Origin of the sequence: Pseudomonas sp. Ga0074129 (genome assembly GCA_001465025.1) — a bacterium.
GTDB lineage: Bacteria > Pseudomonadota > Gammaproteobacteria > Pseudomonadales > Pseudomonadaceae > Aquipseudomonas.
Genome location: LNDO01000048.1, coordinates 14,332 through 37,694, shown reverse-complemented (window position 1 = coordinate 37,694; position 23,363 = coordinate 14,332). Strand labels below are relative to the sequence as shown.

General features: G+C 57.4%; 22 protein-coding genes and 1 pseudogene. 2 read left to right on the top strand and 21 right to left on the bottom strand.

Annotated elements, in window-relative coordinates:
• Positions 1-92: 92 nt before the first annotated feature.
• From AUK77_RS03895 to AUK77_RS03810, 18 genes and pseudogenes are all read right to left on the bottom strand, one after another.
• A complete protein-coding gene (locus tag AUK77_RS03895; protein ID WP_296126348.1) occupies positions 93-1,778 on the bottom strand; it encodes an integrase repeat-containing protein in 1,686 nt (561 codons plus the stop codon).
• A 5-nt stretch (positions 1,779-1,783) separates the two neighbouring features.
• A complete protein-coding gene (gene gmtY / locus AUK77_RS03890; protein WP_296126345.1) occupies positions 1,784-3,163 on the bottom strand; it encodes a gamma-mobile-trio recombinase GmtY in 1,380 nt (459 codons plus the stop codon).
• Positions 3,164-3,755: 592 nt separating this feature from the next.
• Positions 3,756-3,872: pseudogene (locus AUK77_RS03885) on the bottom strand (radical SAM protein); the annotation flags it as partial.
• Positions 3,873-3,897: 25 nt separating this feature from the next.
• Positions 3,898-4,866 (bottom strand): radical SAM protein, encoded by a 969-nt coding sequence (locus tag AUK77_RS03880; RefSeq protein ID WP_296126343.1) that lies wholly within the window; start codon positions 4,864-4,866, stop codon positions 3,898-3,900.
• A 79-nt stretch (positions 4,867-4,945) separates the two neighbouring features.
• Positions 4,946-5,584 carry a TetR/AcrR family transcriptional regulator gene (locus AUK77_RS03875; RefSeq protein WP_296126342.1) on the bottom strand — a complete coding sequence of 213 codons (639 nt, stop codon included), beginning with the start codon at positions 5,582-5,584 and terminating at the stop codon, positions 4,946-4,948.
• A 609-nt stretch (positions 5,585-6,193) separates the two neighbouring features.
• Positions 6,194-6,976, bottom strand: coding sequence for a TatD family hydrolase (locus AUK77_RS03870; protein WP_296126339.1), 783 nt, complete (start codon positions 6,974-6,976; stop codon positions 6,194-6,196).
• 92 nt (positions 6,977-7,068) lie between these two features.
• Complete coding sequence (locus AUK77_RS03865) at positions 7,069-7,425, bottom strand: PilZ domain-containing protein (protein ID WP_296126337.1); 357 nt, start codon at positions 7,423-7,425, stop codon at positions 7,069-7,071.
• A 36-nt stretch (positions 7,426-7,461) separates the two neighbouring features.
• Positions 7,462-8,448, bottom strand: coding sequence for a DNA polymerase III subunit delta' (locus AUK77_RS03860; protein ID WP_296126336.1), 987 nt, complete (start codon positions 8,446-8,448; stop codon positions 7,462-7,464).
• Positions 8,441-9,073 (bottom strand): dTMP kinase, encoded by a 633-nt coding sequence (gene tmk / locus AUK77_RS03855; RefSeq protein WP_296126334.1) that lies wholly within the window; start codon positions 9,071-9,073, stop codon positions 8,441-8,443. The genes AUK77_RS03860 and tmk overlap by 8 nt, the downstream gene beginning before the upstream one ends.
• 9 nt (positions 9,074-9,082) lie before the next feature.
• Positions 9,083-10,135, bottom strand: a complete 1,053-nt coding sequence (gene mltG, locus AUK77_RS03850) for an endolytic transglycosylase MltG (protein ID WP_296126332.1) — start codon at positions 10,133-10,135, stop codon at positions 9,083-9,085.
• Between the two features lie 3 nt (positions 10,136-10,138).
• Complete coding sequence (gene pabC, locus AUK77_RS03845; RefSeq protein ID WP_296126329.1) at positions 10,139-10,954, bottom strand: aminodeoxychorismate lyase; 816 nt, start codon at positions 10,952-10,954, stop codon at positions 10,139-10,141.
• On the bottom strand, positions 10,954-12,198 hold the full coding sequence (gene fabF, locus AUK77_RS03840; RefSeq protein ID WP_296126326.1) for a beta-ketoacyl-ACP synthase II: 1,245 nt from the start codon (positions 12,196-12,198) through the stop codon (positions 10,954-10,956). The genes pabC and fabF overlap by 1 nt, the downstream gene beginning before the upstream one ends.
• A 105-nt stretch (positions 12,199-12,303) precedes the next feature.
• Complete coding sequence (gene acpP, locus AUK77_RS03835; RefSeq protein WP_058066290.1) at positions 12,304-12,537, bottom strand: acyl carrier protein; 234 nt, start codon at positions 12,535-12,537, stop codon at positions 12,304-12,306.
• A 195-nt stretch (positions 12,538-12,732) separates the two neighbouring features.
• Positions 12,733-13,476: a 3-oxoacyl-ACP reductase FabG gene (fabG, locus tag AUK77_RS03830; RefSeq protein ID WP_296126323.1), complete on the bottom strand. Its 744-nt coding sequence runs from the start codon at positions 13,474-13,476 to the stop codon at positions 12,733-12,735.
• A 15-nt stretch (positions 13,477-13,491) separates the two neighbouring features.
• On the bottom strand, positions 13,492-14,430 hold the full coding sequence (gene fabD / locus AUK77_RS03825) for an ACP S-malonyltransferase (RefSeq protein ID WP_296126320.1): 939 nt from the start codon (positions 14,428-14,430) through the stop codon (positions 13,492-13,494).
• Positions 14,431-14,534: 104 nt separating this feature from the next.
• The gene (gene plsX / locus AUK77_RS03820; protein ID WP_296126317.1) at positions 14,535-15,545 is read right to left on the bottom strand and encodes a phosphate acyltransferase PlsX; all 1,011 of its coding nucleotides are present in this window, start codon (positions 15,543-15,545) and stop codon (positions 14,535-14,537) included.
• A gap of 3 nt (positions 15,546-15,548) precedes the next feature.
• Positions 15,549-15,731 carry a 50S ribosomal protein L32 gene (gene rpmF / locus AUK77_RS03815; protein ID WP_079201670.1) on the bottom strand — a complete coding sequence of 61 codons (183 nt, stop codon included), beginning with the start codon at positions 15,729-15,731 and terminating at the stop codon, positions 15,549-15,551.
• A 13-nt stretch (positions 15,732-15,744) separates the two neighbouring features.
• Positions 15,745-16,272, bottom strand: coding sequence for a YceD family protein (locus tag AUK77_RS03810; RefSeq protein WP_296126315.1), 528 nt, complete (start codon positions 16,270-16,272; stop codon positions 15,745-15,747).
• A gap of 118 nt (positions 16,273-16,390) precedes the next feature.
• Here AUK77_RS03810 and AUK77_RS03805 point away from each other — a divergent pair, with 118 nt between their 5' ends.
• Entirely contained in the window at positions 16,391-16,966 is a 576-nt protein-coding gene (locus AUK77_RS03805) for a nucleoside triphosphate pyrophosphatase (RefSeq protein WP_296126354.1), read from the top strand.
• 48 nt (positions 16,967-17,014) lie between these two features.
• Here the strand turns inward: AUK77_RS03805 and AUK77_RS03800 are convergent, their stop codons facing one another.
• The 3 genes from AUK77_RS03800 to rluC are packed head-to-tail and all read right to left on the bottom strand — an operon-like array spanning position 17,015 to position 19,638.
• Positions 17,015-17,992, bottom strand: coding sequence for a S49 family peptidase (locus tag AUK77_RS03800; protein WP_296126312.1), 978 nt, complete (start codon positions 17,990-17,992; stop codon positions 17,015-17,017).
• A complete protein-coding gene (locus tag AUK77_RS03795) occupies positions 17,982-18,692 on the bottom strand; it encodes an HAD-IA family hydrolase (RefSeq protein WP_296126310.1) in 711 nt (236 codons plus the stop codon). Before AUK77_RS03795 ends, AUK77_RS03800 begins: the two co-directional genes overlap by 11 nt.
• Positions 18,685-19,638 (bottom strand): 23S rRNA pseudouridine(955/2504/2580) synthase RluC, encoded by a 954-nt coding sequence (rluC, locus tag AUK77_RS03790; protein WP_296126307.1) that lies wholly within the window; start codon positions 19,636-19,638, stop codon positions 18,685-18,687. The genes AUK77_RS03795 and rluC overlap by 8 nt, the downstream gene beginning before the upstream one ends.
• 577 nt (positions 19,639-20,215) lie before the next feature.
• On the opposite strand from rluC, the gene rne reads away from it, so the two are divergent.
• Positions 20,216-23,350: a ribonuclease E gene (gene rne / locus AUK77_RS03785; RefSeq protein ID WP_296126302.1), complete on the top strand. Its 3,135-nt coding sequence runs from the start codon at positions 20,216-20,218 to the stop codon at positions 23,348-23,350.
• The last annotated feature ends 13 nt before the right edge of the window (positions 23,351-23,363 follow it).

The window sequence follows — 23,363 nt, the reverse complement described above, 5'->3', positions numbered from 1 at the left end:
TCTGCGCTTGAATCCTTTGGTGTGAGAGCCTGGATTCTACCGGTGGCTGGCCCTCTGCCTATCGTTTCAAGCGTTGCACTTATTCTATGAATTCAGGTGGTGATGTTCGTTTGGGTCTTCAGCCACCGCCCAACATTTGCCCACATGAGCGGGTAGTCCGCTAGCGCAGCGCTAGGGTTTTCATTGCCGAGGAAGTCGTACCAGTCGATCCAGCCGGTGACGGCATAGACTGTGTGGGGGGTGGCCGGCAGCCTCGGGTCATTGCGGTAGCGCTTGTTGTAGTCAGACTGGTTCTTAATGCCCAGCACCTGGGCTGCCACCTGGGCCTCGGCGTAGGTCGGGTAGAGATCTGGCCGTTCATTGCCGAGGAAGTCGTACCAGTCGATCCAGCCGGCGTCGGCATAGGCCTTATAAGGTTGGGCCGACAGCCTCGGGTCTTCGCGGTAGCGCTTGTTGTAGTCAGGATAGTTCTTAATGCCCAGTGCCTGGGCTGCCGCCTGGGCCTCGGCGTAGGTCAGGTAGGGGTCTGGCCGTTCATTGCCGAGGAAGTCGTACCAGTCGATCCAGCCGGCGTCGGCATAGGCCTGATTGGGGCTGGCCGGCAGCCTCGGGTCTTCGCGGTAGCGCTTGTTGTAGTCAGGCTGGTTCTTAATGCCCAACGCCTGAGCGACGGCTTGGGTCTCGGCGTAGGTCGGGTAGAGATCTGGCCGCTCATTACCGAGGAAGTCGTACCTGTCGATCCAGCCGGCGTCGGCATAGGCCCTATTGGGTTGGGCCGGCAGCCTCGGGTCTTCGCGGTAGCGCTTGTTGTATTCAGAAAAACTCTTGATGCACAGCGCCTGAGCCGCGGCTTGGGCCCCGGCGTAGGTCGGGTAGGCGTCTCGCCGTTCATTGCCAAGGAAGTCGTACCAGTCGATCCAGCCTGTGTCGGCATAGGCCTGATTGGGGTTGGCCGGCAGCCTCGGGGCTATGCGGTAGCGCTTGCTGTAGTCAGGCTGATTTTTAATGCCCAACGCCTGAGCGGCGGCTTGAGCCTCGGCGTAGGTCGGGTAGAAATCGGGCCGTTTATTGCCGAGGAAGTCGTACCAGTCGATCCAGCCGGCGTCGACATAAGCCTGATTGGGGTTGGACGGCAGCCTCGGGTCTTCGCGGTAGCGCTTGTTGTAGTCAGGATAGCTCTTAATGCCCAGTGCCTGGGCTGCCGCCTGGGCCTCGGCGTATGTCTTGTAGCGGGCGGGCCGTTCATTGCCGAGGAGTTCGTACCAGTCGATCCAGCCAGCGTCGACATAGGCCTTATTGGGTTGGGCCGGAAGCCTCGGGTCTTCGCGATAGCGCTTGTTGTAGTCAGGCTGGTTCTTAATGCCCAACGCCTGAGCGGCGGCTTGGGTCTCGGCGTAGGTCGGGTAAAGGTCGGGCCGTTCATTGCCGAGGTAGTCGTACCAGTCGATCCAGCCGGCGTCGGCATAGGAGTAATTTGGGCTGGCCGGCAGCCTCGGGGCTTCGCGAAAGCGCTTTTTGTATTCAGAACGACTCTTGATGCTCAGCACCTGAGCGGCGACTTGGGCCTCGGAGTAGGTCGGGTAGAAATCGGGCCGTTTATTGCCGAGGAAGTCGTACCAGTCGATCCAGCCGGCGTCGGCATAGGCCATATTGGGTTGGGCCGGCAGCCTCGGGTCTTCGCGGTAGCGCTTGTTGTATTCAGAAAAACTATTGATGCACAGCGCCTGAGCGGCGGCTTGGGCCTCGGGGTAGGTATAAAAATTCTTCTTGGCTGGCATTAGCTTCAGTCCTTGCTCACTAAGCAGTCGGCCTGTGCATGCCGCAAGCGCATTCGGCACTCCAAATCGCGGAGTTCTTCACGCATCTGTTTCGCCGTAGGCTGCGTATAGATCAGACTTGATTCGAGCGAAACGTGGTGCATGGCGTTCCTAATCGTGAGTTGCGAAGCTCCATCACGTGCCAAACGCTGACCAAATGCATGGCGGTGACCGTGCGGGGTGGTGCCTTCCATCTTCTCGTACACCAACCCGATCCGCTTAACAGCCAACTTGTGAGCCTTGCGAAACATCCGGTGCGAATATGGCTGGCCGGCCCTGTTGGTGAAGGCATAAGGGTGAGCTTCGCCAACCTTCGGCTTCACCCGCTGTTTAAGATGGTAGTCACGCCACAGGCCAGCAAAAACCTGCCCAGCATCATAGGGATAAAAGAACATCTCGAAACAGCGACGTTGCGGGTCGGTAATCAGTCCGTTCTTCCAGCCGAGAAACAGTGGATCTGTCGCCTTCACCAGCCTATTGCGGGGTTGCAGCCCGTATTGGCTTTGCAGGCAAGCAGCTCGGTTGGTTTTACCGCCAGGTGTCAGCCCGTACTCAGGGTGATAGATACGGACGATGACCTCCCCGTCCTCTACGCTAACGTCATCGATCCATAGCGACAGCGCTTCGGACAGCCTCACTCCGCCATAGTGCATGAGGTAGGTAATCAGGACATTGCGAAGGTCTGTCGGCCCTCGTGAATCTCGCGTCCGCCTGCGGAAACCCTCGGATACCAACAGTTCAAAATATCCCTCTGGAAATGCCTTGGCGGGCGTTTGCCGCTCCACCGGCAGCGTTCTTGAGCGCACTGCTCTGGACTGGCTCGTCTGCGGTTTGGAGCGCCAAAGGTGTGACAGGAATGCGTTGTCCCTACGATGCGAATACGCAGCCCAATTCAGCCGTTCTTCATGCCAAGTCGCTTGTCGCCAGGGATTAAGCTGAAGCATTGCGTCCTCAGTGACGAGCGCCAGCCAATCGGTGAACTTCGTGATATGGCCGATCAGCCTACCAGCGTCATCCGGCTGTCTGGGCTGCCACAACAGACCAGAAGGATCGCCGATGTTCGAGACAGTACCCGTGAACAATGCATCGGAAAACGCAGTGAACAGCATGCGCGGCTCGTCATAGAAAGCATGGTTGGCCTCCATGAATTCCAACAGCAGCCGCACTGCAAAAACCGAAGAATCCTGCCAAGAACGGCTCTTTCGGTGATTCAAATGCATGTATCGAGCAAACTGTTCCAGAACTCCGTGCTCGGTCACGATGACTGGCAGGACATGCTGTTGGCCAGTTGCATCGACCAAAAAAGATCTGAATTCTCGGTGGGACGACTCAAGGATTGTTGGCATTGATCACTCCCCCAAACCTTGAACGTAGGACGATATCTTTTGTAAAGCATCCTCTCGAAAGCCATGAAAGCACCGCGTTCTCTGAGCGGCGAAGTGTGAGGCGACGTTGTGTTTAATGACATCGAAGAGGTTGAGTGGATTGGGCATAATGTGAACTCTGGTTAGTGACTCAACCAGAATGATGAGGACGCCCCTAGCGCCGCAACTCAACTCAATGCAGTTACTACCACCTAGCAGAGTGGCGTTTACTCGAGATTCCAGCCCAGGTCAGTCCTAAGCAATTTGCTCACCTATATAGGCTGCACTAATTGTGCGTAAGCCGGATCAGATGGTCAGCGATAGGACAACCGCGACCGGCAGCACTGTCAGGCGATGCTGCCTCTGAGGTCTATCGCTCCTGGCCGACTCTGATGCGACCTGGTTCCTACGCTATGACTTTGTGCTCATGCGATTTGGGAAAACGTGTACTTTTCTGGGGTAACTACTACAGGGGGAGAGCGGGCCAAATGACCATGGGGTCAATGATTAACCTCAAAACCGCAAGGAACTAGGGTTTTTCGGTGATTTCTAGGGGCTCACTTAGGGATAACTAATCACAGAACGTGCACTTGTTCCACGAGCAGCCGTTGGTAACCGGCAAGATCAGCGAATGGGCTTCACTGGGCGGCCTGAACACCGGTTCGATGTAACTGATGGGAAACGTTTGCATGCTTTAGCTCACACCACGGGCGACCTTAGCCGCCGATAATTTTCATCACGGTCACGCCACCGGAAAACGCCACATCCTGCTTATCAGCCAAGGCTTTGACCAACAGCCCCTGGAGCGCTGGCAGGGCTTGATGACGCGGCTTGTCGAGCAGATCGCCCACATAGTGGCGGTTACTCGATGACAAACAGCCATGCAGCCAGCCTGTGGACGACAAACGTAAACGCGAGCACGTCCGGCAGAACGGCACACTTTCGTTGGCGATAACGCCAAAATGCCCAACACCTGGAATGGCGTAGCGTAGCGCCGTGGCATCCACAGGCGCATCGGCCTGCACATAGTCATAACGGCTGCCAATCAGGGTCAGCAACTCCGGCATGCCGATAAACTGACGCTGAAACGTCTGATTGTCGCGGGCCAAATGGCCCATGCGCATCAACTCGATAAAACGCAACTCGAAGCCATTGGCCAGGCAGTAATCAAGCATCGGCAGCACCTGATCAAGGTTTTGCCCGCGCAGCGGCACCATATTGACCTTGATCTGCATCCCAGCGGCGCGCGCCTCCCCCAGACCTTGGAGCACACTGGCCAAGTCGCCGCCACGGGCAATGCTGCTAAAAGCGGCCGCATCCAGGGTATCGAGAGAAATATTCAAGCGGCGGATGCCGCATTCCAGCAACAAGGGCAGCTTGCGCGTCAGTAACTGACCGTTGCTGGTCAAGCTGATGTCCGCCAAGCCCAACTGGCTTACACCGCGCAAAAGCGTATCGAACTTGGGGCTGACCAGCGGCTCACCGCCGGTAATACGCAAACGCTCAATACCGGCGGCTTCGATCAGATAGGCCACGCCGCGCAGCATGGCGTCGGCTGACAATTCATTCTGCGCGGCGACCAGACGTTTGCCGTCGGGTACGCAGTAGGTACAGGCATAGTTGCAGGCGGCGGTCAGGCTGATGCGCAGGTTACGAAAGCGCCTGCCCTGGCGATCAACGATCATGCGGAACTCCAGCGAGGGTGTGCGCCGAGTATAAGGGCACACCCCCTGCCTCAGCGTGTTTATCCACCGGCTGAATACCTCAGCTGGCCGGTGTATCGCCCTCGCGCTTGCGCTTGTTGCCCATGCGCACGCCGATGTCCATAAGGAACTGGAAGAAGCCTTCCTGATCTTCCAGCACGTTGCTCCAGAATGGCGAGTGATACAGCGCCACCGCGCCGTGCACCAGCGCCCAGGCTGCGCAGTAGTGGAAGTACGGCGGCACGTCTTCCAGCTTGCCTTCGGCGATACGGCCTTTGATCAGCTGGGTCAGACGCTCGAAGTTGGAGGCACGAATCTTGTGCAGTTGCTCGACCATCTCCGGGACTTGATTGCCCTTGACCACTTTTTCTTCAAGGCGGTCAAACAGGCGGTAACGCTGCGGATCACGCATGCGAAACTCAAAGTAGGCGCGCGACAGCGCTTCCTTGTCCCGATCCACATCAGCCGAGTGCAGCAACTCGTTGAGATCGCGCTCGTAATCCAGCATCAGGCGCAGGTAAATCTCCGCCTTGGATTTGAAGTGCTTGTAGATGGTGCCTTTGCCGATACCAACCGTGTCGGCAATCATTTCCACAGTCACACTGTCTTCACCCTGTTCGAGGAAGAGCTTCAGGGCTGTGTCGAGAATTTCCTGTTCGCGGCGGCGAAACTCACGGACCTTGCGGGGTTCTTTATGCATAAAGGGACTAAGGGGTCAAAAAATCGAAGGCGCGTATTATGCCTAACTAGCGACAAATTGCACGGATCATCCGACCATGTACGCCGCTCATGCCGAGTTTCCCCACCCTCCCGGATCGCGACGCCGGAACCACGCCGGACTCGTGCCTCCCACCTGTTTGCAATCTGCGCGTGGTTATCCGCAGCCGTTTCGGCTCTACCACACCCGCTGGCCACTGCTTGAGGACTCAGCAGCGCGTCGCGTATTCCAAATCCGTTTAAAAATGCCGCCAAATGGCCTGGACGATACGCAATCTTCACCAATACTGATGGGTACTGATGTGCGACGTACCCCCCAAGCGTCCCATCAGGCAAGGTACCGTGGACCGCGTGCCTTGATTTACTCCTAATGGTCTTAACCCGGACTCATCCCCCAGAGTCCGGGTTTTTTTTGGCTCTGCGTCTGACGCTTGCACGCAACCACTGGGTTTGCGTTGAGCCCCACTGCAAAGCACGGGCGAGATACTTAAGCGACGCCTACCCCAGACAGGCCGCCTACGCTCGCCAGATCAACCTGTGCCTGCACGAGGCCAGAAACGCCACCTCAGATTTCAACCTTCAGCTACTCGACTCAGCTCACGCGAGCCAGGGGAAACAAGCGTTTGAAGTTGTTTGTGGTCTGCTCAGCCAACTGCTCAAGGCTCACGCCGCGCAGCACTGCCAGGTACTCGGCCACATCACGCACATACTCCGGCACATTTGGCTTACCACGGTGCGGTACAGGGGCGAGGTAAGGTGCGTCGGTTTCCACTAACAGGCGGTCAAGCGGTACTTGCCGCGCCACCTCGCGCAGGGCATCGGCATTGCGGAAGGTGACGATACCCGAGAGCGAGATATAGAAGCCGAGATCCAGCGCGGCCTTGGCCATGTCCCAGTCTTCGGTAAAACAGTGCAGCACACCGGCCTGAGGCAGCGCCGCTTCGCGCAAGAGAGCCAAGGTGTCCGCGCGCGCTTCACGGGTGTGCACGATTACCGGTTTGCCGGTGATGCGCGCGGCCTGCAGGTGCAGCCTAAAAGACGCCTGTTGCAGCGCGGCCGATTCCGGCTCGTAGTGGTAATCCAGCCCCGTTTCGCCGATGGCCACAACATGTGGATGATTCAGTTCATCCAGCAGCCACTCCAACGCTGGCGCGGCACCGGGCTCAAGGTCCAGCGGGTGAACGCCCACCGAACAATCAACATCGGCATACCGCTCTGCCAAGCCTTTAACAGCGCCCGCATTGTCAGCACTTACGCCAATGCACAAAAAATGACCAACACCTCGCGCACGCGCCGCATCCAGCGCGGTATCGAGAGAACCTGCGTAGGCGCTCAGATCAAGGCGATCGAGGTGGCAGTGAGAGTCAATCAACATAGCTAAGCCTCAGACGGCAAGCTTCAAGCCACACATAAACGCGTTAACGCCAGCGCTTTTTGTCGCTTGCGGCTTGCAGCTTCGGGCTGCCATCACATGGTGTGGGTAGGACGATCGGATGTCAGCGCACCCGCCAGGTAGGTTTCAATCTTGTTGCGCGCGGTGTTGTCACCGTCGTTGAACTGCACGCCGACACCGGCTGCACGGTTGCCTTGAGCACCTTTTGGGGTAATCCAGACCACCTTGCCAGCCACGGGAATCTTCTCTGGCTCATCCATCAGGTTGAGCAGCATGAAAACTTCATCGCCGATTTTGTAATTCTTGTTGGTAGGAATAAACAGGCCGCCATTTTTGATAAAGGGCATGTAAGCGGCATAGAGCACGGATTTGTCTTTGATTGTCAGCGACAAAATTCCGTTACGCGGGCCCAAGTTAGGAGGCAGACTCATGCGGCATTCCTGATTTTATTCACTTAATGGCCGATTCTAGCCCGGCCCGGGCAAACTTGCCCACTGCACCAACAGGGCTTCGAGCAGCAGTACACGGTTAAGGTTAGCCTTAGCGATGACCTTCTGACGTTGCGCCAATAACCAATCCTGAATGTTCAACACCTTGCTCTGCGGGGTTTTCTGCGCCAGGTATTGCACCACTTTGCGCATATCGGCATGACCGAGGCCGTCTTCGTCTTGCGTCAACTGATAGCGCAGCATCAACTGCGACCACTGGCAGAACCAGTCGAACAACAACTGCAGCGAGACCGCATTCCAGCTTTCAGCCAACTGACTGGGTGCAATCTGTTGCTTGAGCAGCTTTTTAACCCCATCAACAACCAAAGCGCGCTGAGTACTCACGCCCTGCTCATGCATCTGCACCGCCAACAACGGTGAGCCGGCAGCCAGAAACAGCAATTCGTGGTGGTCCTCACTTGAGCAGCCCGGCAACGCCTGCGCTAACCAGGCCAAGCTCATGGCCTCACTCGGCAGCGGGCAGGCCTGCTGCACACAGCGACTCTTCACCGTAGGCAGCAGGCGGCTAGGCTGGTGGCTGATCAACAGCAGCACGGTATTGCCGGAAGGCTCTTCCAGGCTTTTCAGCAACGCGTTGGCGGCGTTGATATTCATCGACTCAGTGGGTTCGACCAACACCACCTTGCGCCCTGCCAACTGCGCGGTCTGCACCACAAAGCTGACCAGATCGCGAACCTGATCAACCTTGATCGCTTTATCGGCCTCTTCCGGCTCCAGAATGTAGTTATCCGGATGCGTACCGGCCGCCAGCAGATGGCATGACTTGCACTGGCCGCAAGCGTTCAGCCCATCCGGGCGCTGGCACAACAAGCGCGCCATCAGCCTCTCAGCCAGCGCCCGCTTGCCGATGCCCGCCGGGCCATGCAGCAGATAGGCGTGAGCATGCTGGCTACGCCCCGCCAGTTGTTGCCATAACGCGTCTTGCCAGGGATAGGCCTCAGCCACGAACGCGCTCCAGCAACTGCGGCAGCAGGTTATCCAACGCCTGCTGAACGCCAGCCAAGGACTGCGCAGCATCCAGAATGTAATAGCGCTGCGGTTGCAGCGCTGCGCGACGCAGGTAGGTCTGACGCACCGCTTCAAAGAACGACTGACCTTCCTGCTCAAAACGATCCAGTCGACCGCGCGCGGCGGCGCGGGCCAAACCCACTTCCACCGGCAAATCAAACACCAGCGTCAAATCGGGGCGCAGGGTGTCTTGCACGAAGTTTTCCAACACCTCAATACGCACCTCGGACAAACCACGACCACCGCCCTGATACGCGTATGTCGCATCGGTAAAGCGATCACACAAAACCACGGCACCGCGCGCCAACGCGGGACAAATCACCTGCGCCAGATGCTGGGCGCGTGCGGCGAAAACCAGCAGCAATTCGGTATCGGCCGCCATTGGCTCTTCACTGGGTGCCAGCAACAATTCGCGTACGCGTTCAGCCAACGGCGTACCGCCTGGCTCGCGGGTCAACAGCACATCAATCCCTTGCTCACGCAAACGGGTGGCGAGGTAATCACGATTGGTGCTTTTACCAGCGCCCTCGGGCCCTTCCAGGGTAATAAACAAACCGCTCACAGGCTGTCCTTAATCGTTGTTGGGTTTCGCCGGAGCGGGACTGGAGCGGTAATCTGCACGGCGCTTGAGTTGGAACTCTCGCACGGCGCGATTGTGCTGCTCCAGGGTATTAGAAAACACATGCGTGCCGTCGCCACGGGCCACGAAATACAACGTGGTGCCATCCAGCGGGTTGAGCGCAGCATGAATAGCTTCACGCCCAACCAGGGCTATCGGCGTCGGCGGCATGCCATCAATGGTGTAGGTGTTATAGGGTGTCGGCTCGCGCAAGTCAGCTCGCGTAATGCGGCCCTTGTAACGCTCGCCCATGCCGTAAATCACCGTAGGGTCGGTTTGCAGGCGCATACCAATGCGCAGGCGACGCACAAACACCCCGGCTATTTCAGCACGTTCATAGGCCACGCCAGTTTCCTTCTCAATCATGGATGCCATGATCAGTGCGTCATAGGGCTCTTTGTAAGGCAGGCCCTTGGCGCGCGCGGCCCACTCTTCGGCCAGCACCTGCTCCAGACGAGCATACGCCTGCTTGAGCAGGTCATAATCACTCATGCCGCGCACAAAACTGTAGGTATCAGGGAAGAAGCGACCTTCAGGATTCAAACCTAGCAAATCGAGCGCTTTCATCAAGTCGGCATCACTCAACCCGCCCAGTCTCTGCTCAAGGCGCTCTTCACGGGCCAGCGCTGCGCGCACTTGACGGAAGTTCCAGCCCTCAACCAGCGTCAGGCTGTACTGCACCACCTCACCACGCCGCCACTGCCCCAGCATGTCGAGCGCTGTAGTGCCGGGCGTCAGGCGGTACTCGCCACTGTGCAAGGCTTGGTTGCGCAGATTAAAACGCCAGTACAGACGAACCCAAAATGCCTGATCAAGCACACCTTCTGCTTCCAGACGATTGAGCACGCCACCGGGCGTTGCTCCAGCGGGTACGTCGACCAGATATTCTTCGGTCAGGTTGAGCGGCTTATGCAGTACACGGTGCTGCTGCCACGCGGCCAGCGCAATCAGCAAAGCAGCCACCAAGATGCCGCCTTCCAGCAGCAACAGAATTTTGCGAATCACAAATCAGCAGTCCAGTAGGTCGCGAGCAATGGCCTGCAGTTTACGGGTGAGCGGGCCGACCGACCAGTCGTGGGTGCGCAATGCACGCACCGGCCACACACCATAGACGCTGTTGCACAGCATCACCTCATCAGCGGCCAACAGTTCATCAACACTGATATCGCGCACTTGGCAATCAATACCCAACTCCGCCGCCTGGGCCAACAACTCAGCCCGCATCACGCCGGCAACCCCACAGCGCGATAAGTCGGCCGTGATCAGTACACCGCCGCTGCCTAGCAGCAGATTGCTGTACACACCTTCGATCACCCGCCCACTGACATCCAGCATCAACCCTTCGGCATGCTCGCTGTCTTGCCACTCGCCGCGCGCCATGACCTGCTCAAGACGGTTAAGGTGTTTCATCCCCGCCAACAAGGGCTGCTCAGCCAAACGGGTCACACACGCAAACAAGCGCACACCCTGCTCAGCATTGGCCTTCGGATAAACCGGCCTGGCGGCACCCTGCAGCAACAAACGCGGCTGTGCTGGGCACGGTGGTGCATAGCCACGCTGACCGTCACCACGGGTCAGTATCAGCTTGGCTACGCCCTCGCCGAGCTGCTGACTGAATACCAGCAACTGCGTGCGCACAGCAGCGAGATCAACGGGGATTTTTAAGCGAACACAACCGTCAGCCAGTCGCGCCAAGTGCCGATCAAGCAACACAGGAAGGCCGGCACTGACAGCGATGGTCTCAAACAGCCCATCGCCATAGGCCAGGCCGCGATCCTTGATGGACAGCGATTCTGCCGGCTGACCATCCACCCAACACAACATCAATCGACAAACCGGCGGAACACCAGCGAGCCGTTGGTACCGCCAAACCCGAAGGAGTTGGACAGCACGACATCAATCGGCATGGCTTTGGCCTGATGCGCAACAAAGTCGAGGTCACAGCCTTCGTCCGGCGTGTCGAGGTTGATGGTCGGCGGGGCTACTTGATCACGCAGCGCCAGAATACTGAAAATTGCCTCGACGGCACCGGCCGCGCCTAGCAAATGCCCGGTCATGGATTTGGTCGAGCTGACCGCCAATTTATACGCATGCTCACCAAACACGGCCTTGATAGCCGCCACCTCAGCCTTATCGCCAGCCGATGTCGACGTACCGTGGGCATTGATGTACTGCACCTGATCCGGGGTGATACCGGCATCACGCAGGGCATTGACCATGCAACGCGCTGCGCCAGCGCCGTCTTCCGGTGGCGAGGTCATATGATAGGCATCGCCACTCATGCCGAAACCGATCAACTCAGCATGAATAGTCGCACCGCGCGCCTTGGCATGTTCGAGTTCTTCGAGCACCAACGCGCCCGCGCCGTCCGACAAGACAAAACCATCACGGTCTTTATCCCACGGACGACTGGCCTGGGTGGGTTCATCGTTGCGCGTGGACAACGCACGGGCGGCACCAAAGCCACCCATACCGAGACCGCAGGCAGCCATCTCAGCGCCACCGGCCACCATCACATCGGCTTCGCCATAGGCAATGTTGCGAGCCGCCATGCCGATGCAATGCGTACCCGTGGTGCATGCCGTAGCAATGGCGTAGTTAGGCCCCTGTAAACCCAAGTGGATCGACAGAAACCCGGAAATCATATTGATGATCGAGCCAGGCACGAAGAACGGCGAGATACGCCGCGGCCCCTGCTCATGCAGAGATTTACAGTTGTTCTCGATATTGGTCAGGCCGCCGATACCGGAGCCCATGGCCACACCAATGCGTTCACGGTTGGCATCGGTGACCTCAAGACCACAACTGCGCATGGCCTGAAAGCTAGCCGCCAGACCATATTGAATAAACAGATCGAGCTTGCGCGCCTCTTTGGCGGACAAGTATTCCTCAACATTAAAGCCCTTTACCGCACCACCAAAGCGAGTGGAAAAAGCGGAAAGGTCCATATGCTCAAGCAGGCCGATGCCACTGCGCCCGGCCAAAATGCCCTGCCAGCTACTCGGCACATCGTTACCCAATGGCGACAGCATACCCATACCGGTAACCACGACGCGTCTACGCGACACAGCAATCTCCTTTTCTAGTTTTCAACGCTTGGAATGCGCTTAAAGAAAAGCCGCACACCTGTAAGGGAGTGCGGCTTTTCCGAGTCGGGATCCGACGAATACGTCTTACGCGTGAGCGGTAACGTAGTCGATCGCTTCCTGAACGGTGGTGATTTTTTCAGCTTGCTCGTCCGGGATTTCAGTCTCGAATTCTTCTTCGAGAGCCATCACCAGCTCAACGGTGTCAAGAGAGTCGGCACCCAGGTCTTCAACGAAGGAAGCGCTGTTGGTTACTTCCTCTTCTTTGACGCCCAGTTGCTCGGCAACGATTTTCTTGACGCGTTCTTCGATGGTGCTCATACGTTGTTCTCACTCCTAATGGGACAAATCTTGGCCACTGATATGAGGCCAAGTGTATAGAAAGGGTTTTTAGCATTTCAAGCGTAATGCTGGGGCGCCTCAAAACACTTCAACGACCTGCCTACAAACCTGTTGCAGCTTTATAACGGATTTTAGACAGCATCTATGACAGTTTTCTGAAGCCATCCGTCACATTCAGCTCATGTACATCCCGCCGTTCACAGGGATAGTAGCGCCTGTGACGTAAGCCGCGCCATCAGAAGCGAGGAAAGCGACCACTTTCGCGATCTCTTCGGCTTGCCCCAAGCGGCCCAGCGGAATTTGCGTCAGCAACGCATCACGTTGCGCATCCGGCAATTCGCGGGTCATATCGGTGTCGATAAAGCCCGGCGCGACGGCGTTCACGGTAATCGAGCGCGAACCCACTTCACGCGCCAGCGCACGACCAAAACCTTCAAGACCGGCCTTGGCAGCGGCATAGTTAACCTGCCCCGCATTGCCCATAGCACCGACCACGGAGCCTATGTTGATGATGCGACCATAACGCGCTTTGGTCATACCGCGCAGTACGGCTTTAGTCAGACGGTACAAGCTGCTCAGGTTGGTATTGATGACATCAAACCACTCGTCATCCTTCATTCGCAGCATCAGGTTATCGCGAGTAATACCGGCGTTATTGACCAAGATCAGCGGCTGACCAAGGTGTTGCTGGATATGTTCCAGCGTGCTCGCCACCGACTCATCGTTGCTTACATCCAGCACCAAGCCCGCACCCTCAATACCATTGGCCTTGAGGGTTTCTGCAATACGCTCGGCACCTGAAGTGGATGTGGCAGTGCCAATCACGATGGCACCCTGACGCCCCAACTCCAGGGCAATCGCCTGACCAATACCACGGCTCGCGCCAGTGACCAGTGCAACCTTACCTTGCAGGCTCATCTCGTTTCTCCTTAATCAAACCAGGCTCGCGCGCGCAGCCGCGAATGCGTCCGGGGTATCCAGGTTATGGGTATTGATGCCTTTCACACAGCGCTTGTTAAGCCCCGACAAAACCTTGCCAGGACCGCACTCAACCAGGTCCGTCACACCCTGCGCCGAAAGACATACGATGATCTCGACCCAGCGTACCGGACTGTAGAGCTGCGCCAACAGATCACGCTTAAGACCTTCAAGATCGGTGACGGCGGTCGCACTGACATTTTGCACGAGGGCAATCTGTGGGGCCTGCCAATCGATGATCGAAACGGCTTCAGCAAAGCGCTCAGCCGCTGGGCGCATCAATGCACAGTGCGATGGCACGCTAACCGGCAATGGCAGCGCTCGTTTCGCGCCACGCGCCTTACACGCCTCAATGGCGCGCTCAACAGCAGCACCACCACCTGCAATGACCACCTGACCCGGCGCGTTAAAATTCACTGCACTGACCACTTCACCCTGCGCCGCTTCGGCGCAAGCTGCCAACACATCAGCATCTTCCAAACCCAGGATCGCGGCCATACCACCCTGCCCGGCTGGCACTGCCTGCTGCATCAACTGGCCACGGTGCTCAACCAACTTGACGGCTGCCGCCAAAGACAGGCTGCCCGCCGCGACCAACGCTGAATATTCACCCAAGCTATGCCCGGCAACAAAAGCCGGGCGCGCATCGCTCTCGGCAAGCCAGGCACGCCATAGGGCTACAGAGGCGGTAAGAATCGCCGGCTGAGTTTTGTCGGTTTGATTGAGTTGTTCTTCGGGACCCTGCTGGGTCAAAGCCCAGAGGTCATAACCGAGAGCCTCGGAAGCCTCGGCGAAGGTTTCAAGAATCACAGGTCGCTGCGCACCATGCTCGGCGAGCATGTTCAGCGACTGGGAACCCTGACCTGGGAAGACGAATGCGAGAGATGCAGACATGGAAACCGGTTCCTAATTATCGTGATCGTCGGTAATACGCGTCAGCCATAGCCAAGCGCAACAAGCTGACAGTTGGATGACGAGCCTGCCTGTGCGGTCACATTCTAAAGCAGGTGTTCGCTCAGGCGGCCATGCAAACGCTGAGGCAGATTCTCTTCAATCTCCCGCAAAGCTCGTCGAATTGCGCTTTTGAAGCCTTCGGGCCCTGCGGATCCGTGACTTTTGACCACGATACCCTGCAGGCCCACAAAGCTCGCGCCATTATGCTGCGCAGGAGCCAATTCCCCCTGCAGCCGTCGCAGCAGCGGCAATGCCAGCAAACCGACCGCTCGCGCAGTAAAACTCGACGTAAATATGGTCTCGATGCGAGCCGCAATCATGCTTGCCAGCCCTTCACTGGACTTGAGCACGATGTTGCCGACAAAACCGTCGCACACCACCACGTCGGCCTCACCACGGTAGAGACCATCGCCCTCAATAAAACCAATGTAATTAAGGCCGCTGGCCTGCTGCAACAAACTGGCCGCCAGTTTGACCTGCTGATTGCCCTTAATGTCTTCGGTACCGACATTGAGCAACGCCACACGAGGACGACTCATGCCAAGCACTTCCGCTGTCACCGAGCCCATCACGGCGAACTGATGCAAATGCTCAGCGCTGCAATCAACATTCGCACCTAGGTCCAGCAGATGGCAAAAACCAGACTGAGTTGGAATGGCTGTCACCATGGCCGGCCGATCAATACCCGGGAGGGTTTTCAGCACATAACGCGACAACGCCATCAACGCGCCCGTATTACCGGCACTGACACAGGCTTGCACGGCGCCATTGCGAAGCAATTCGAGGCTCACGCGCATTGATGAATTGGGCTTGCCACGTAGGGCCTGAGCAGGACGCTCGTCCATCGTGATGACTTCGGCCGCTTGCTCAACACGCAGACGAGTACGATCGACACCTGGATGGCGTGCAATCAACGGTTCTAGCAAAGAGGATTGGCCTACAAGGACCAGGTGTAACGAAGGGAATTCAGCCAAGCATGCAATGCTGGCTGGAACAATGCAGTGGGGACCGAAGTCCCCACCCATTGCATCAATCGCGATGATCGAGGCGGACAAGGATTACTCGTCAGCGCCTTTGTCGATCACTTTGCGACCACGATAAACGCCTTCTGGCGATACGTGGTGACGCAGGTGAATTTCACCGGTGCTTTTCTCAACCGATAGGGTGCTTGCGTCGAGAGCATCGTGCGAACGACGCATGTCACGGGCGGAACGGGATTTTTTGTTCTGCTGAACAGCCATAACTAATTAACTCCTAAACGTTTGGGTCACGCTTTAACTGCGCCAATACATTGAACGGGTTGGACCGCGTTACCTCGTCCACGCTCGACTCGGGCTCATCGAGGCCGGCCGGCTGCTGGCAATCTTTAGGGTCATGAGCCGGGACAATGGGCAAAGCGAGCAACAGCTCTTCTTCAACCAACGCCAGCAGATCCAATGGGTCTTCACCCAACTCAATCACGTCATAGCCTTGCGGCACTGACTGGGTGTTTCCGCCTTCCTTAACCACAGCGTAATCACACGCGCTGTAGATCGGCAAAGCAACCAGCTCAAGACAACGCTGGCAAACCATCTTGACTTCAACCTCAAGCTCGCTGTGAAAAACCACAGCATTGCGCTCGTCGCGCTCGAAGAAGAACTTCGTACGCACCATGCCTTGGTTATCGGCAAGCGGGCCGCAGAGACGCTGCAAATCTGCGAGTTGCAGTTCACCTTCGAGGGTGGCACTGCGATCGGCTAATTTGCGCGGATCAACGTGAGGTGGAATCGGGCCATTTGACATAGGCGGCGCATTCTAGGGATGCAACCCGCCCCTGTCAAAGGAAATTCGGCCTGTCCAGCACCCGAACCGACCGCTAGAATCGCCCACCACTTAAATCCCCAGAAGGAATTTGACCGTGCTGCCTCTGGTACTGGCTTCCAGCTCACCTTACCGGCGCGAACTACTCAGCCGCCTGCGCCTGCCTTTTTCATCAATCGCGCCGCAAATCGACGAATCTCGCCAGGCAAACGAAAGTGCTGAAGCACTGGTTCGCCGCCTTTCACAGGAAAAAGCACACGCACTGAGCAGCAGCCACCCGCACCACCTGATCATCGGCTCAGATCAGGTCGCGGTGCTTGGCACAGAGATCCTCGGCAAACCGCACACTTTCGAGCGTGCCTGCGAGCAATTGCGCGCCGCCAGCGGCAATAGCGTGACATTTATGACCGGATTGACGGTTTTAAACACAGCCACCGGCCTGCTACAAACCGACTGCGTGCCATTTATCGTGCACTTCCGCCCACTTAGCGAAGCACAAATCACACGCTACCTGGAAGCCGAGCAACCCTTTGACTGCGCAGGCAGCTTCAAGTCTGAAGGATTGGGCATCAGCCTTTTTCGCAGCACAGAGGGCAGTGACAGCAACAGCCTGATCGGGCTACCACTGATTCGACTTGTCGACATGCTACTGGTCAATGGCATCGATATCCCATAATGCAAAAGCCCGGCGAATGGCCGGGCTTTTTTACGGGCAGTTAAAGCCTTAGCGAATAACAGGGCCTTGGAAACCCATCCACAACGCAATTCGCTCAGCCATGCTTGCGCCAAGGGTTTTGGCGAAGCGATCAAAAGGCGACTCCTGCAATGTGAAATCGACGATCTCCTTCTCGCCAATCACCTCACGCGCTACATAGCTTGTACTACCCAGCGCATCAATCAAGCCCAACTGCAGCGCCTGCTCGCCCGACCAGACCAAACCGGAAAACAACTCTGGATGTTCGGCAGTCTTCAGGCGGTCACCACGACCCTGCTTGACGCTGGCGATGAACTGGCGATGCGTTGTTTCCAGAACTCCCTGCCAGAACTTGGTTTCCTCTTCCTTTTGCGGCTGGAATGGATCAAGGAACGCCTTGTGCTCACCCGAGGTATAAACCCGGCGATCAACACCCAGCTTCTCCATCACACCGACAAATCCAAAAGTCGCCGCCGTCACACCAATCGAGCCAACCAAACTGGCCTTATCGGCATAAATTTGATCTGCCGCACTGGCAATGTAATAGGCACCTGACGCCCCCAGATCCGTAATCACGGCATAGAGTTTTACCGCCGGATACTCAGCACGCAGGCGAAGAATCTCATCGTAGATATAACCCGACTGCACCGGACTACCACCAGGACTATTGATACGCAGAATAACGCCCTTGGTCCCTGCGTCTTCAAACGCCGCGCGCAGGCTGCTTACAATATTGTCAGCGCTGGCCATTTCCTGGTCCGCAATCATCCCACGCACTTCGATCACAGCAGTGTGGCTGCCTGTAGTCGCGCTCGTTTTCATCGCCAGCATGGGCGAGAAAAGAGCCAGCGCGCCAAAGATATAAGTAAACGTGAGCAGCTTGAAGAAAATCCCCCAACGCCTTGCTCGACGCTGCTCTTGCACACCAGCCAGCAGCGTTTTCTCCAGCAACTGCCAACTTTTACCGTCACCATCAGCCGCTGCCGACGCCTTCCATTCATCTGTCATGCAATACCACCCCAACTGACTGATTAGACGCACGCCCGTCTAGCCAGGCATGCAACTCGGTAAAACATTCAATGGCCAGCGTTGGCTGACACTTACGCAGCGCCTGCAACGGCTGCGCGCCATAGCCCACCGCCACACAATCCATTCCAGCACGCTGCGCCATCAACAAATCGAAGGAGGAATCTCCAACCATAAGGGCTCGATTTGCAGCAACACCACTCTGCGCCAGAATTTCGTGCAACATTAACGGGTCAGGCTTGCTGGCCGTTTCATCGGCGCAGCGGCTGTAATCGAAGTAATCAAGCCAACCACGATCCGCTAAAACCCGCTGCAAACCATGCCGGCCTTTGCCCGTAGCCACCGCCAGACGATAACCTTGCGCACGAAACGACGCCAAGCCTTCTGCCACACCCCGAAACAAGGCAGAAGGCTCAGCCTCCAGCATCAGATAGTTGTCGCTGTAACTTTGACGCAGACGCTTGGCAAGATCGACATCATCTAAATGCGGGTACAAACTGCGAATGGCCTCAGGCAACCCCAGGCCAATAATGCCGCGCACTTGCTCGTCCGTGCAGCGAGGCAATTCGCACGCATCCGCAGCAAGATGCATGGCCATGACAATCCGACCAATAGAATCAACCAGCGTGCCGTCCCAATCAAAGATCAGCAGTTGGTAGCCAAGCTCCGGACAGTCACGCACCAAGACGCTCCATAGTCCGCGCCCACACCTCATCGACCGGAGCCTCAAGCTTGAGCTGCCCACCCTCGGGCAGCGGCACGACTAACTCATAAGCATGAAGAAACAGACGCTTGCCGCCTAAATCGCGAATTTCCTTGGTGAAATCGTCATCGCCGTACTTACTGTCACCGGCAATGCAGTGACCGGCATGCTGCGCATGCACACGAATCTGATGGGTACGACCGGTCACCGGCTTGGCCTCGACCAAGGTTGCGAACTCACCGAAGCGACGCAGCACACGGAAGATGGTCAGCGCCTCCTTACCTTCAGGATTGACCTCAACCATGCGCTCACCCGAACGCAGATTACTCTTCAGTAGCGGCGCATTAACTTGCTTCTTGGCAGTCGCCCAATGCCCGCGAACCAGCGCCATATAGCGCTTATCTACACCATCACCACGCAAGGCTTCATGTAGGTGACGCAACATGCTGCGCTTCTTGGCAATCATCAACAGACCGGAAGTATCACGATCCAGGCGATGCACCAGCTCCAGGTCTTTTGCATCTGGACGCAACTGACGGAAGGCTTCAATCACCCCGTAATTCAGACCGCTACCACCATGCACGGCAATACCCGCAGGCTTGTTGAGCACGATCAGCGCCTTGTCTTCGTAGACGATTGCAGCCTCGAGACGCTGCAGAAGACCCTGCGCCAGTGGCTCAGGCTCATCGCGCTCAGCCAAACGCAGTGGTGGCACACGAATAATGTCGCCAGCCTGCAATTTATACTCGGGCTTGATCCGACCTTTGTTTACGCGCACTTCGCCTTTACGCAAAATCCGGTAAATCAGAGTCTTGGGCACACCTTTGAGCTGGGTGCGCAGAAAGTTATCAATGCGTTGGCCGGCAAGTTCCGGCGCAACCTCGAGCAGCTGAACGCCGGAGGTTGGAGGGGAAGGATTAGTCATCGCGCAATCATAACAATTTTTTATGGAATTGAAGCACTTAATCATTGCTGCTATAGTCGCAAAGCCGCCAAAAGCGGCCTGGTTAGCGGATGATCGCCAAAACTGCCATCCCCAACCAACGCAATCCATTCGGGACGTGAGGCCGTCCGACGGGTTATTCAACGAATGAAAGCCTGCAAGGCTGAGAATAACTCGGAAATAAAGCCTTTAAGCCATGATGCGCAACCTGCCCCTCTGGACAGTTGCGTTAATAGTTAACCCGCTGCGGATTTTCGCGAGCGGCACCCGAGTTTCAGCGATACGTGTAGGGTGGAGATGTACAACTGTTGGTCCGCGTAGCAGCTCGCTTTACCAAGACGCTTTATCTCGTCCGCTACCGACAGCTGATTCCTCCTCCTGACTTAGTGCTTTCTGTTATCACAGCGAGCAGGAGACGTCCGTCGCGGTCCAGCACAATTGGCTGATCGCCGCTAGACACTGGAACGCTTTACGACCGTTCCTGACGCACCTGACACCGACCCTGAAGTCGTGTGTGCCGAACGCCGCTTCCGCCAGCACCGGAAACCGACGGTACTACATGAAAAGAATGCTGATTAACGCAACTCAACCCGAAGAGTTGCGTGTTGCCCTAGTAGATGGGCAGAAACTCTACGACCTGGACATCGAGTCCGGCGCCCGTGAGCAGAAAAAATCCAACATCTATAAAGGGAAAATCACCCGCGTAGAACCAAGCCTCGAAGCCGCTTTCGTTGACTTCGGCTCAGAGCGCCATGGTTTTCTCCCGCTCAAAGAAATCTCCCGCGAATACTTCAGCAAGGCTCCAGAAGGCCGCGTCAATATCAAAGACGTGCTCAAGGAAGGCCAGGAAGTCATCGTTCAGGTCGAGAAAGAAGAGCGCGGCAACAAAGGCGCAGCCCTCACCACCTTTATCAGCCTCGCCGGTCGTTATTTGGTGCTGATGCCAAATAACCCGCGCGCCGGTGGCATCTCACGCCGTATCGAAGGCGAAGAGCGTAATGAACTGCGTGAAGCGCTGAATGGCCTGGTTGCGCCAAGCGACATGGGCTTGATCGTGCGCACCGCCGGCCTAGGCCGCTCCAGCGAAGAAATGCAGTGGGACTTGGATTACCTGCTGCAACTCTGGACCGCGATCAAAGAAGCTTCACTGGACCGCGCCGCACCCTTCCTGATTTATCAGGAAAGCAACGTCATCATCCGCGCCATCCGTGACTACCTGCGCCAGGACATCGGCGAAGTGCTGGTCGACAGCATCGAAGCGCAGCAGGAAGCCCTGAGTTTCATCAACCAGGTGATGCCGCAGTACGCCAGCAAGATCAAGCTGTATGAAGACAGCGTGCCGTTGTTCAACCGTTTCCAGATCGAAAGCCAGATCGAAACTGCCTTCCAGCGCGAAGTGAAACTGCCGTCCGGTGGCTCCATCGTCATCGACCCGACCGAAGCCCTGGTGTCCATCGACATCAACTCGGCGCGTGCGACCAAAGGCAGCGACATCGAAGAAACCGCCCTGCAGACCAACTTGGAAGCGGCTGAAGAAATCGCCCGCCAGTTGCGTCTGCGTGATATCGGCGGCCTGATCGTGATCGATTTCATCGACATGACGCCAGCGAAGAACCAACGCGCTGTTGAAGAAAAAGTCCGCGAAAGCCTGGAAGCAGACCGTGCACGCGTGCAAGTCGGGCGCATCTCGCGCTTTGGCCTGCTGGAAATGTCGCGTCAGCGCCTGCGTCCATCCCTGGGCGAAAGCAGCGGTATCGTCTGCCCACGTTGCAACGGCCAGGGCATCATTCGTGATGTCGAGTCGTTGTCGCTGGCGATCCTGCGCCTGATTGAAGAAGAAGCCCTGAAAGACCGCACCGCCGAAGTACGCGCGCAAGTGCCAATTCCAGTTGCCGCCTTCCTGCTCAACGAAAAACGCAACTCGATCACCAAAACCGAGCTGCGTACTCGTGCACGCATCGTGATCATTCCGAATGACCATCTGGAAACACCGCACTTCGAAGTAACGCGCATCCGTGACGACAGCCCGGAAGCCCAATCCATTCAATCCAGCTATGAAATGGCGACCATTGAAGTGGAAGAAGAAAAACAGGCCGCCGCCACGCGCACCCTGGTTCGCCAGGAAGCCGCGATCAAGACCGCGCCACAGCGCACCGCGCCAACACCGGTTGAAAGCGTTGCTGCGCAGCCAGTAGCTGCTGCCGAACCCAGCCTGTTCAAAGGCCTGGTGAAATCACTGGTCAGCCTGTTCGCCAGCAAGGAAGAAGAAAAGCCTGCCGTTGTCGAGCAGAAAACCAGCGAGCGCCCGCAGCGCAGCGATGACCGCCGCAACGGTCGTCAGCAAAATCGCAACCGTGGTGGTCGCAGTGAAGAGCGCAAACCGCGCGAAGACCGCGCACCTCGTGAGGAGCGTGGCCCACGTGAAGAACGTGCACCGCGTGAAGAACGCCAGCCACGCGTGGCCCGCGAAGAGCGTGCACCACGTGAGGAGCGCGCACCGCGCGAGGAACGTGCGCCACGTGAAGAACGCAGCCCGCGTGACGTCGTAGAAGTTCGCGAGCCGCAGGAAGTGCGCCAATCGCGTCCACCGCGTGAAGAGCGCCAGCCACGTGACCGTAAGCCACGCGAAGAGCGCCAGCCACGCGAACTGCGTGAGCCGCTGGATGCCGCGCCAGGTGATAGCGCAACCGTTAGCGAAGAAGCACGCGCTGAGCGCCCGCAACGCGAACCGCGTCAGCCGCGCGCACCGCGTGAAGAGCGCCAACCACGTGCCGAACAGGCCGCTGTGGCCGGCGATGAAGAGGCGCTGAACACTGAAGAAGCCCTGCAGGACGATGAACAGGAAGGCAGCGAAGGTGGTGACCGTCCACGTCGCCGCTCGCGTGGCCAGCGTCGCCGCAGCAATCGCCGTGAGCGTCAGAGCGATGCCAACGGTAATCCGATTGAAGGCAGCGAAGAAACCGCAGAAGCCCCAGTCGATGCCAATAACGCAGTCGTTGCAGCAGCAGTCACTGCCGCCGTTATCACTGGCGCAGAAGAAGCCGTGCAAACGGCCGCTGAAGTAGCACCGGCAGTTGCCGAGCAAGAGCAACCACGTGAAGTCGCTGCCACTGAAGCGCCATCAGCAGTTGTTGAAACCGCCGCTGAAGCTGTTGCTGTAGAAGCGGTAAGCAGCCCGGTTGTCGAAGCCAGTGAAGCGCCTGTATTTGCCGCCGAAGCTGCACCAGCACCTGCTGCAGTAGAGGCGCCAGCCTCTGTCGCAGAGTTTGTTGAAGAAGCCGCAGTGGTCGCTGCTGCCGAGCCGGTTGCCGAAGCCGTAGTGGCTGAAGTTGCAGCTGCCGACGCTGCACCAGCAGTCGCCGTTAGCAGCAACGGTCGCGCGCCGAACGATCCGCGCGAAGTGCGTCGTCGTCAGCGTGAAGCCGAACGCCTGGCCCGTGAAGCTGCTGAAGCACCCGCCGCTGCCGCACCCGTTGAGGCTGCTGAACCGGTGATTGCAGAGCCTGTAGCCGAAGCTGTGGCTGAAACTGCAGCCCAGGAACCTGCCGAGACTGACGCAGCCGAAGCGAAAGCTGATGCCGCGCCAGCAGAAGCCGAAGTAAGCCCTGAGCCGCAAAGCTCACTGTTTACTGAAACTGAAACTGAAACTGAAGCACCGCAGCACGAAGCAGAAGCAGTCAAGCCACAAGCCTGATTCGCCTCGCCAT

What these genes read in the sequence shown, in the direction of transcription:
- AUK77_RS03895 (WP_296126348.1), bottom strand. Translation starts at nt 1,778, where the DNA reads ATGCCAGCCAAGAAGAATTTTTATACCTACCCCGAGGCCCAAGCCGCC.
- gmtY (WP_296126345.1), bottom strand. Translation starts at nt 3,163, where the DNA reads ATGCCAACAATCCTTGAGTCGTCCCACCGAGAATTCAGATCTTTTTTG.
- AUK77_RS03880 (WP_296126343.1), bottom strand. Translation starts at nt 4,866, where the DNA reads ATGATCGTTGATCGCCAGGGCAGGCGCTTTCGTAACCTGCGCATCAGC.
- AUK77_RS03875 (WP_296126342.1), bottom strand. Translation starts at nt 5,584, where the DNA reads ATGCATAAAGAACCCCGCAAGGTCCGTGAGTTTCGCCGCCGCGAACAG.
- AUK77_RS03870 (WP_296126339.1), bottom strand. Translation starts at nt 6,976, where the DNA reads ATGTTGATTGACTCTCACTGCCACCTCGATCGCCTTGATCTGAGCGCC.
- AUK77_RS03865 (WP_296126337.1), bottom strand. Translation starts at nt 7,425, where the DNA reads ATGAGTCTGCCTCCTAACTTGGGCCCGCGTAACGGAATTTTGTCGCTG.
- pabC (WP_296126329.1), bottom strand. Translation starts at nt 10,954, where the DNA reads ATGTTGTGTTGGGTGGATGGTCAGCCGGCAGAATCGCTGTCCATCAAG.
- acpP (WP_058066290.1), bottom strand. Translation starts at nt 12,537, where the DNA reads ATGAGCACCATCGAAGAACGCGTCAAGAAAATCGTTGCCGAGCAACTG.
- fabG (WP_296126323.1), bottom strand. Translation starts at nt 13,476, where the DNA reads ATGAGCCTGCAAGGTAAGGTTGCACTGGTCACTGGCGCGAGCCGTGGT.
- fabD (WP_296126320.1), bottom strand. Translation starts at nt 14,430, where the DNA reads ATGTCTGCATCTCTCGCATTCGTCTTCCCAGGTCAGGGTTCCCAGTCG.
- rpmF (WP_079201670.1), bottom strand. Translation starts at nt 15,731, where the DNA reads ATGGCTGTTCAGCAGAACAAAAAATCCCGTTCCGCCCGTGACATGCGT.
- AUK77_RS03810 (WP_296126315.1), bottom strand. Translation starts at nt 16,272, where the DNA reads ATGTCAAATGGCCCGATTCCACCTCACGTTGATCCGCGCAAATTAGCC.
- AUK77_RS03800 (WP_296126312.1), bottom strand. Translation starts at nt 17,992, where the DNA reads ATGACAGATGAATGGAAGGCGTCGGCAGCGGCTGATGGTGACGGTAAA.
- rluC (WP_296126307.1), bottom strand. Translation starts at nt 19,638, where the DNA reads ATGACTAATCCTTCCCCTCCAACCTCCGGCGTTCAGCTGCTCGAGGTT.
- rne (WP_296126302.1), top strand. Translation starts at nt 20,216, where the DNA reads ATGAAAAGAATGCTGATTAACGCAACTCAACCCGAAGAGTTGCGTGTT.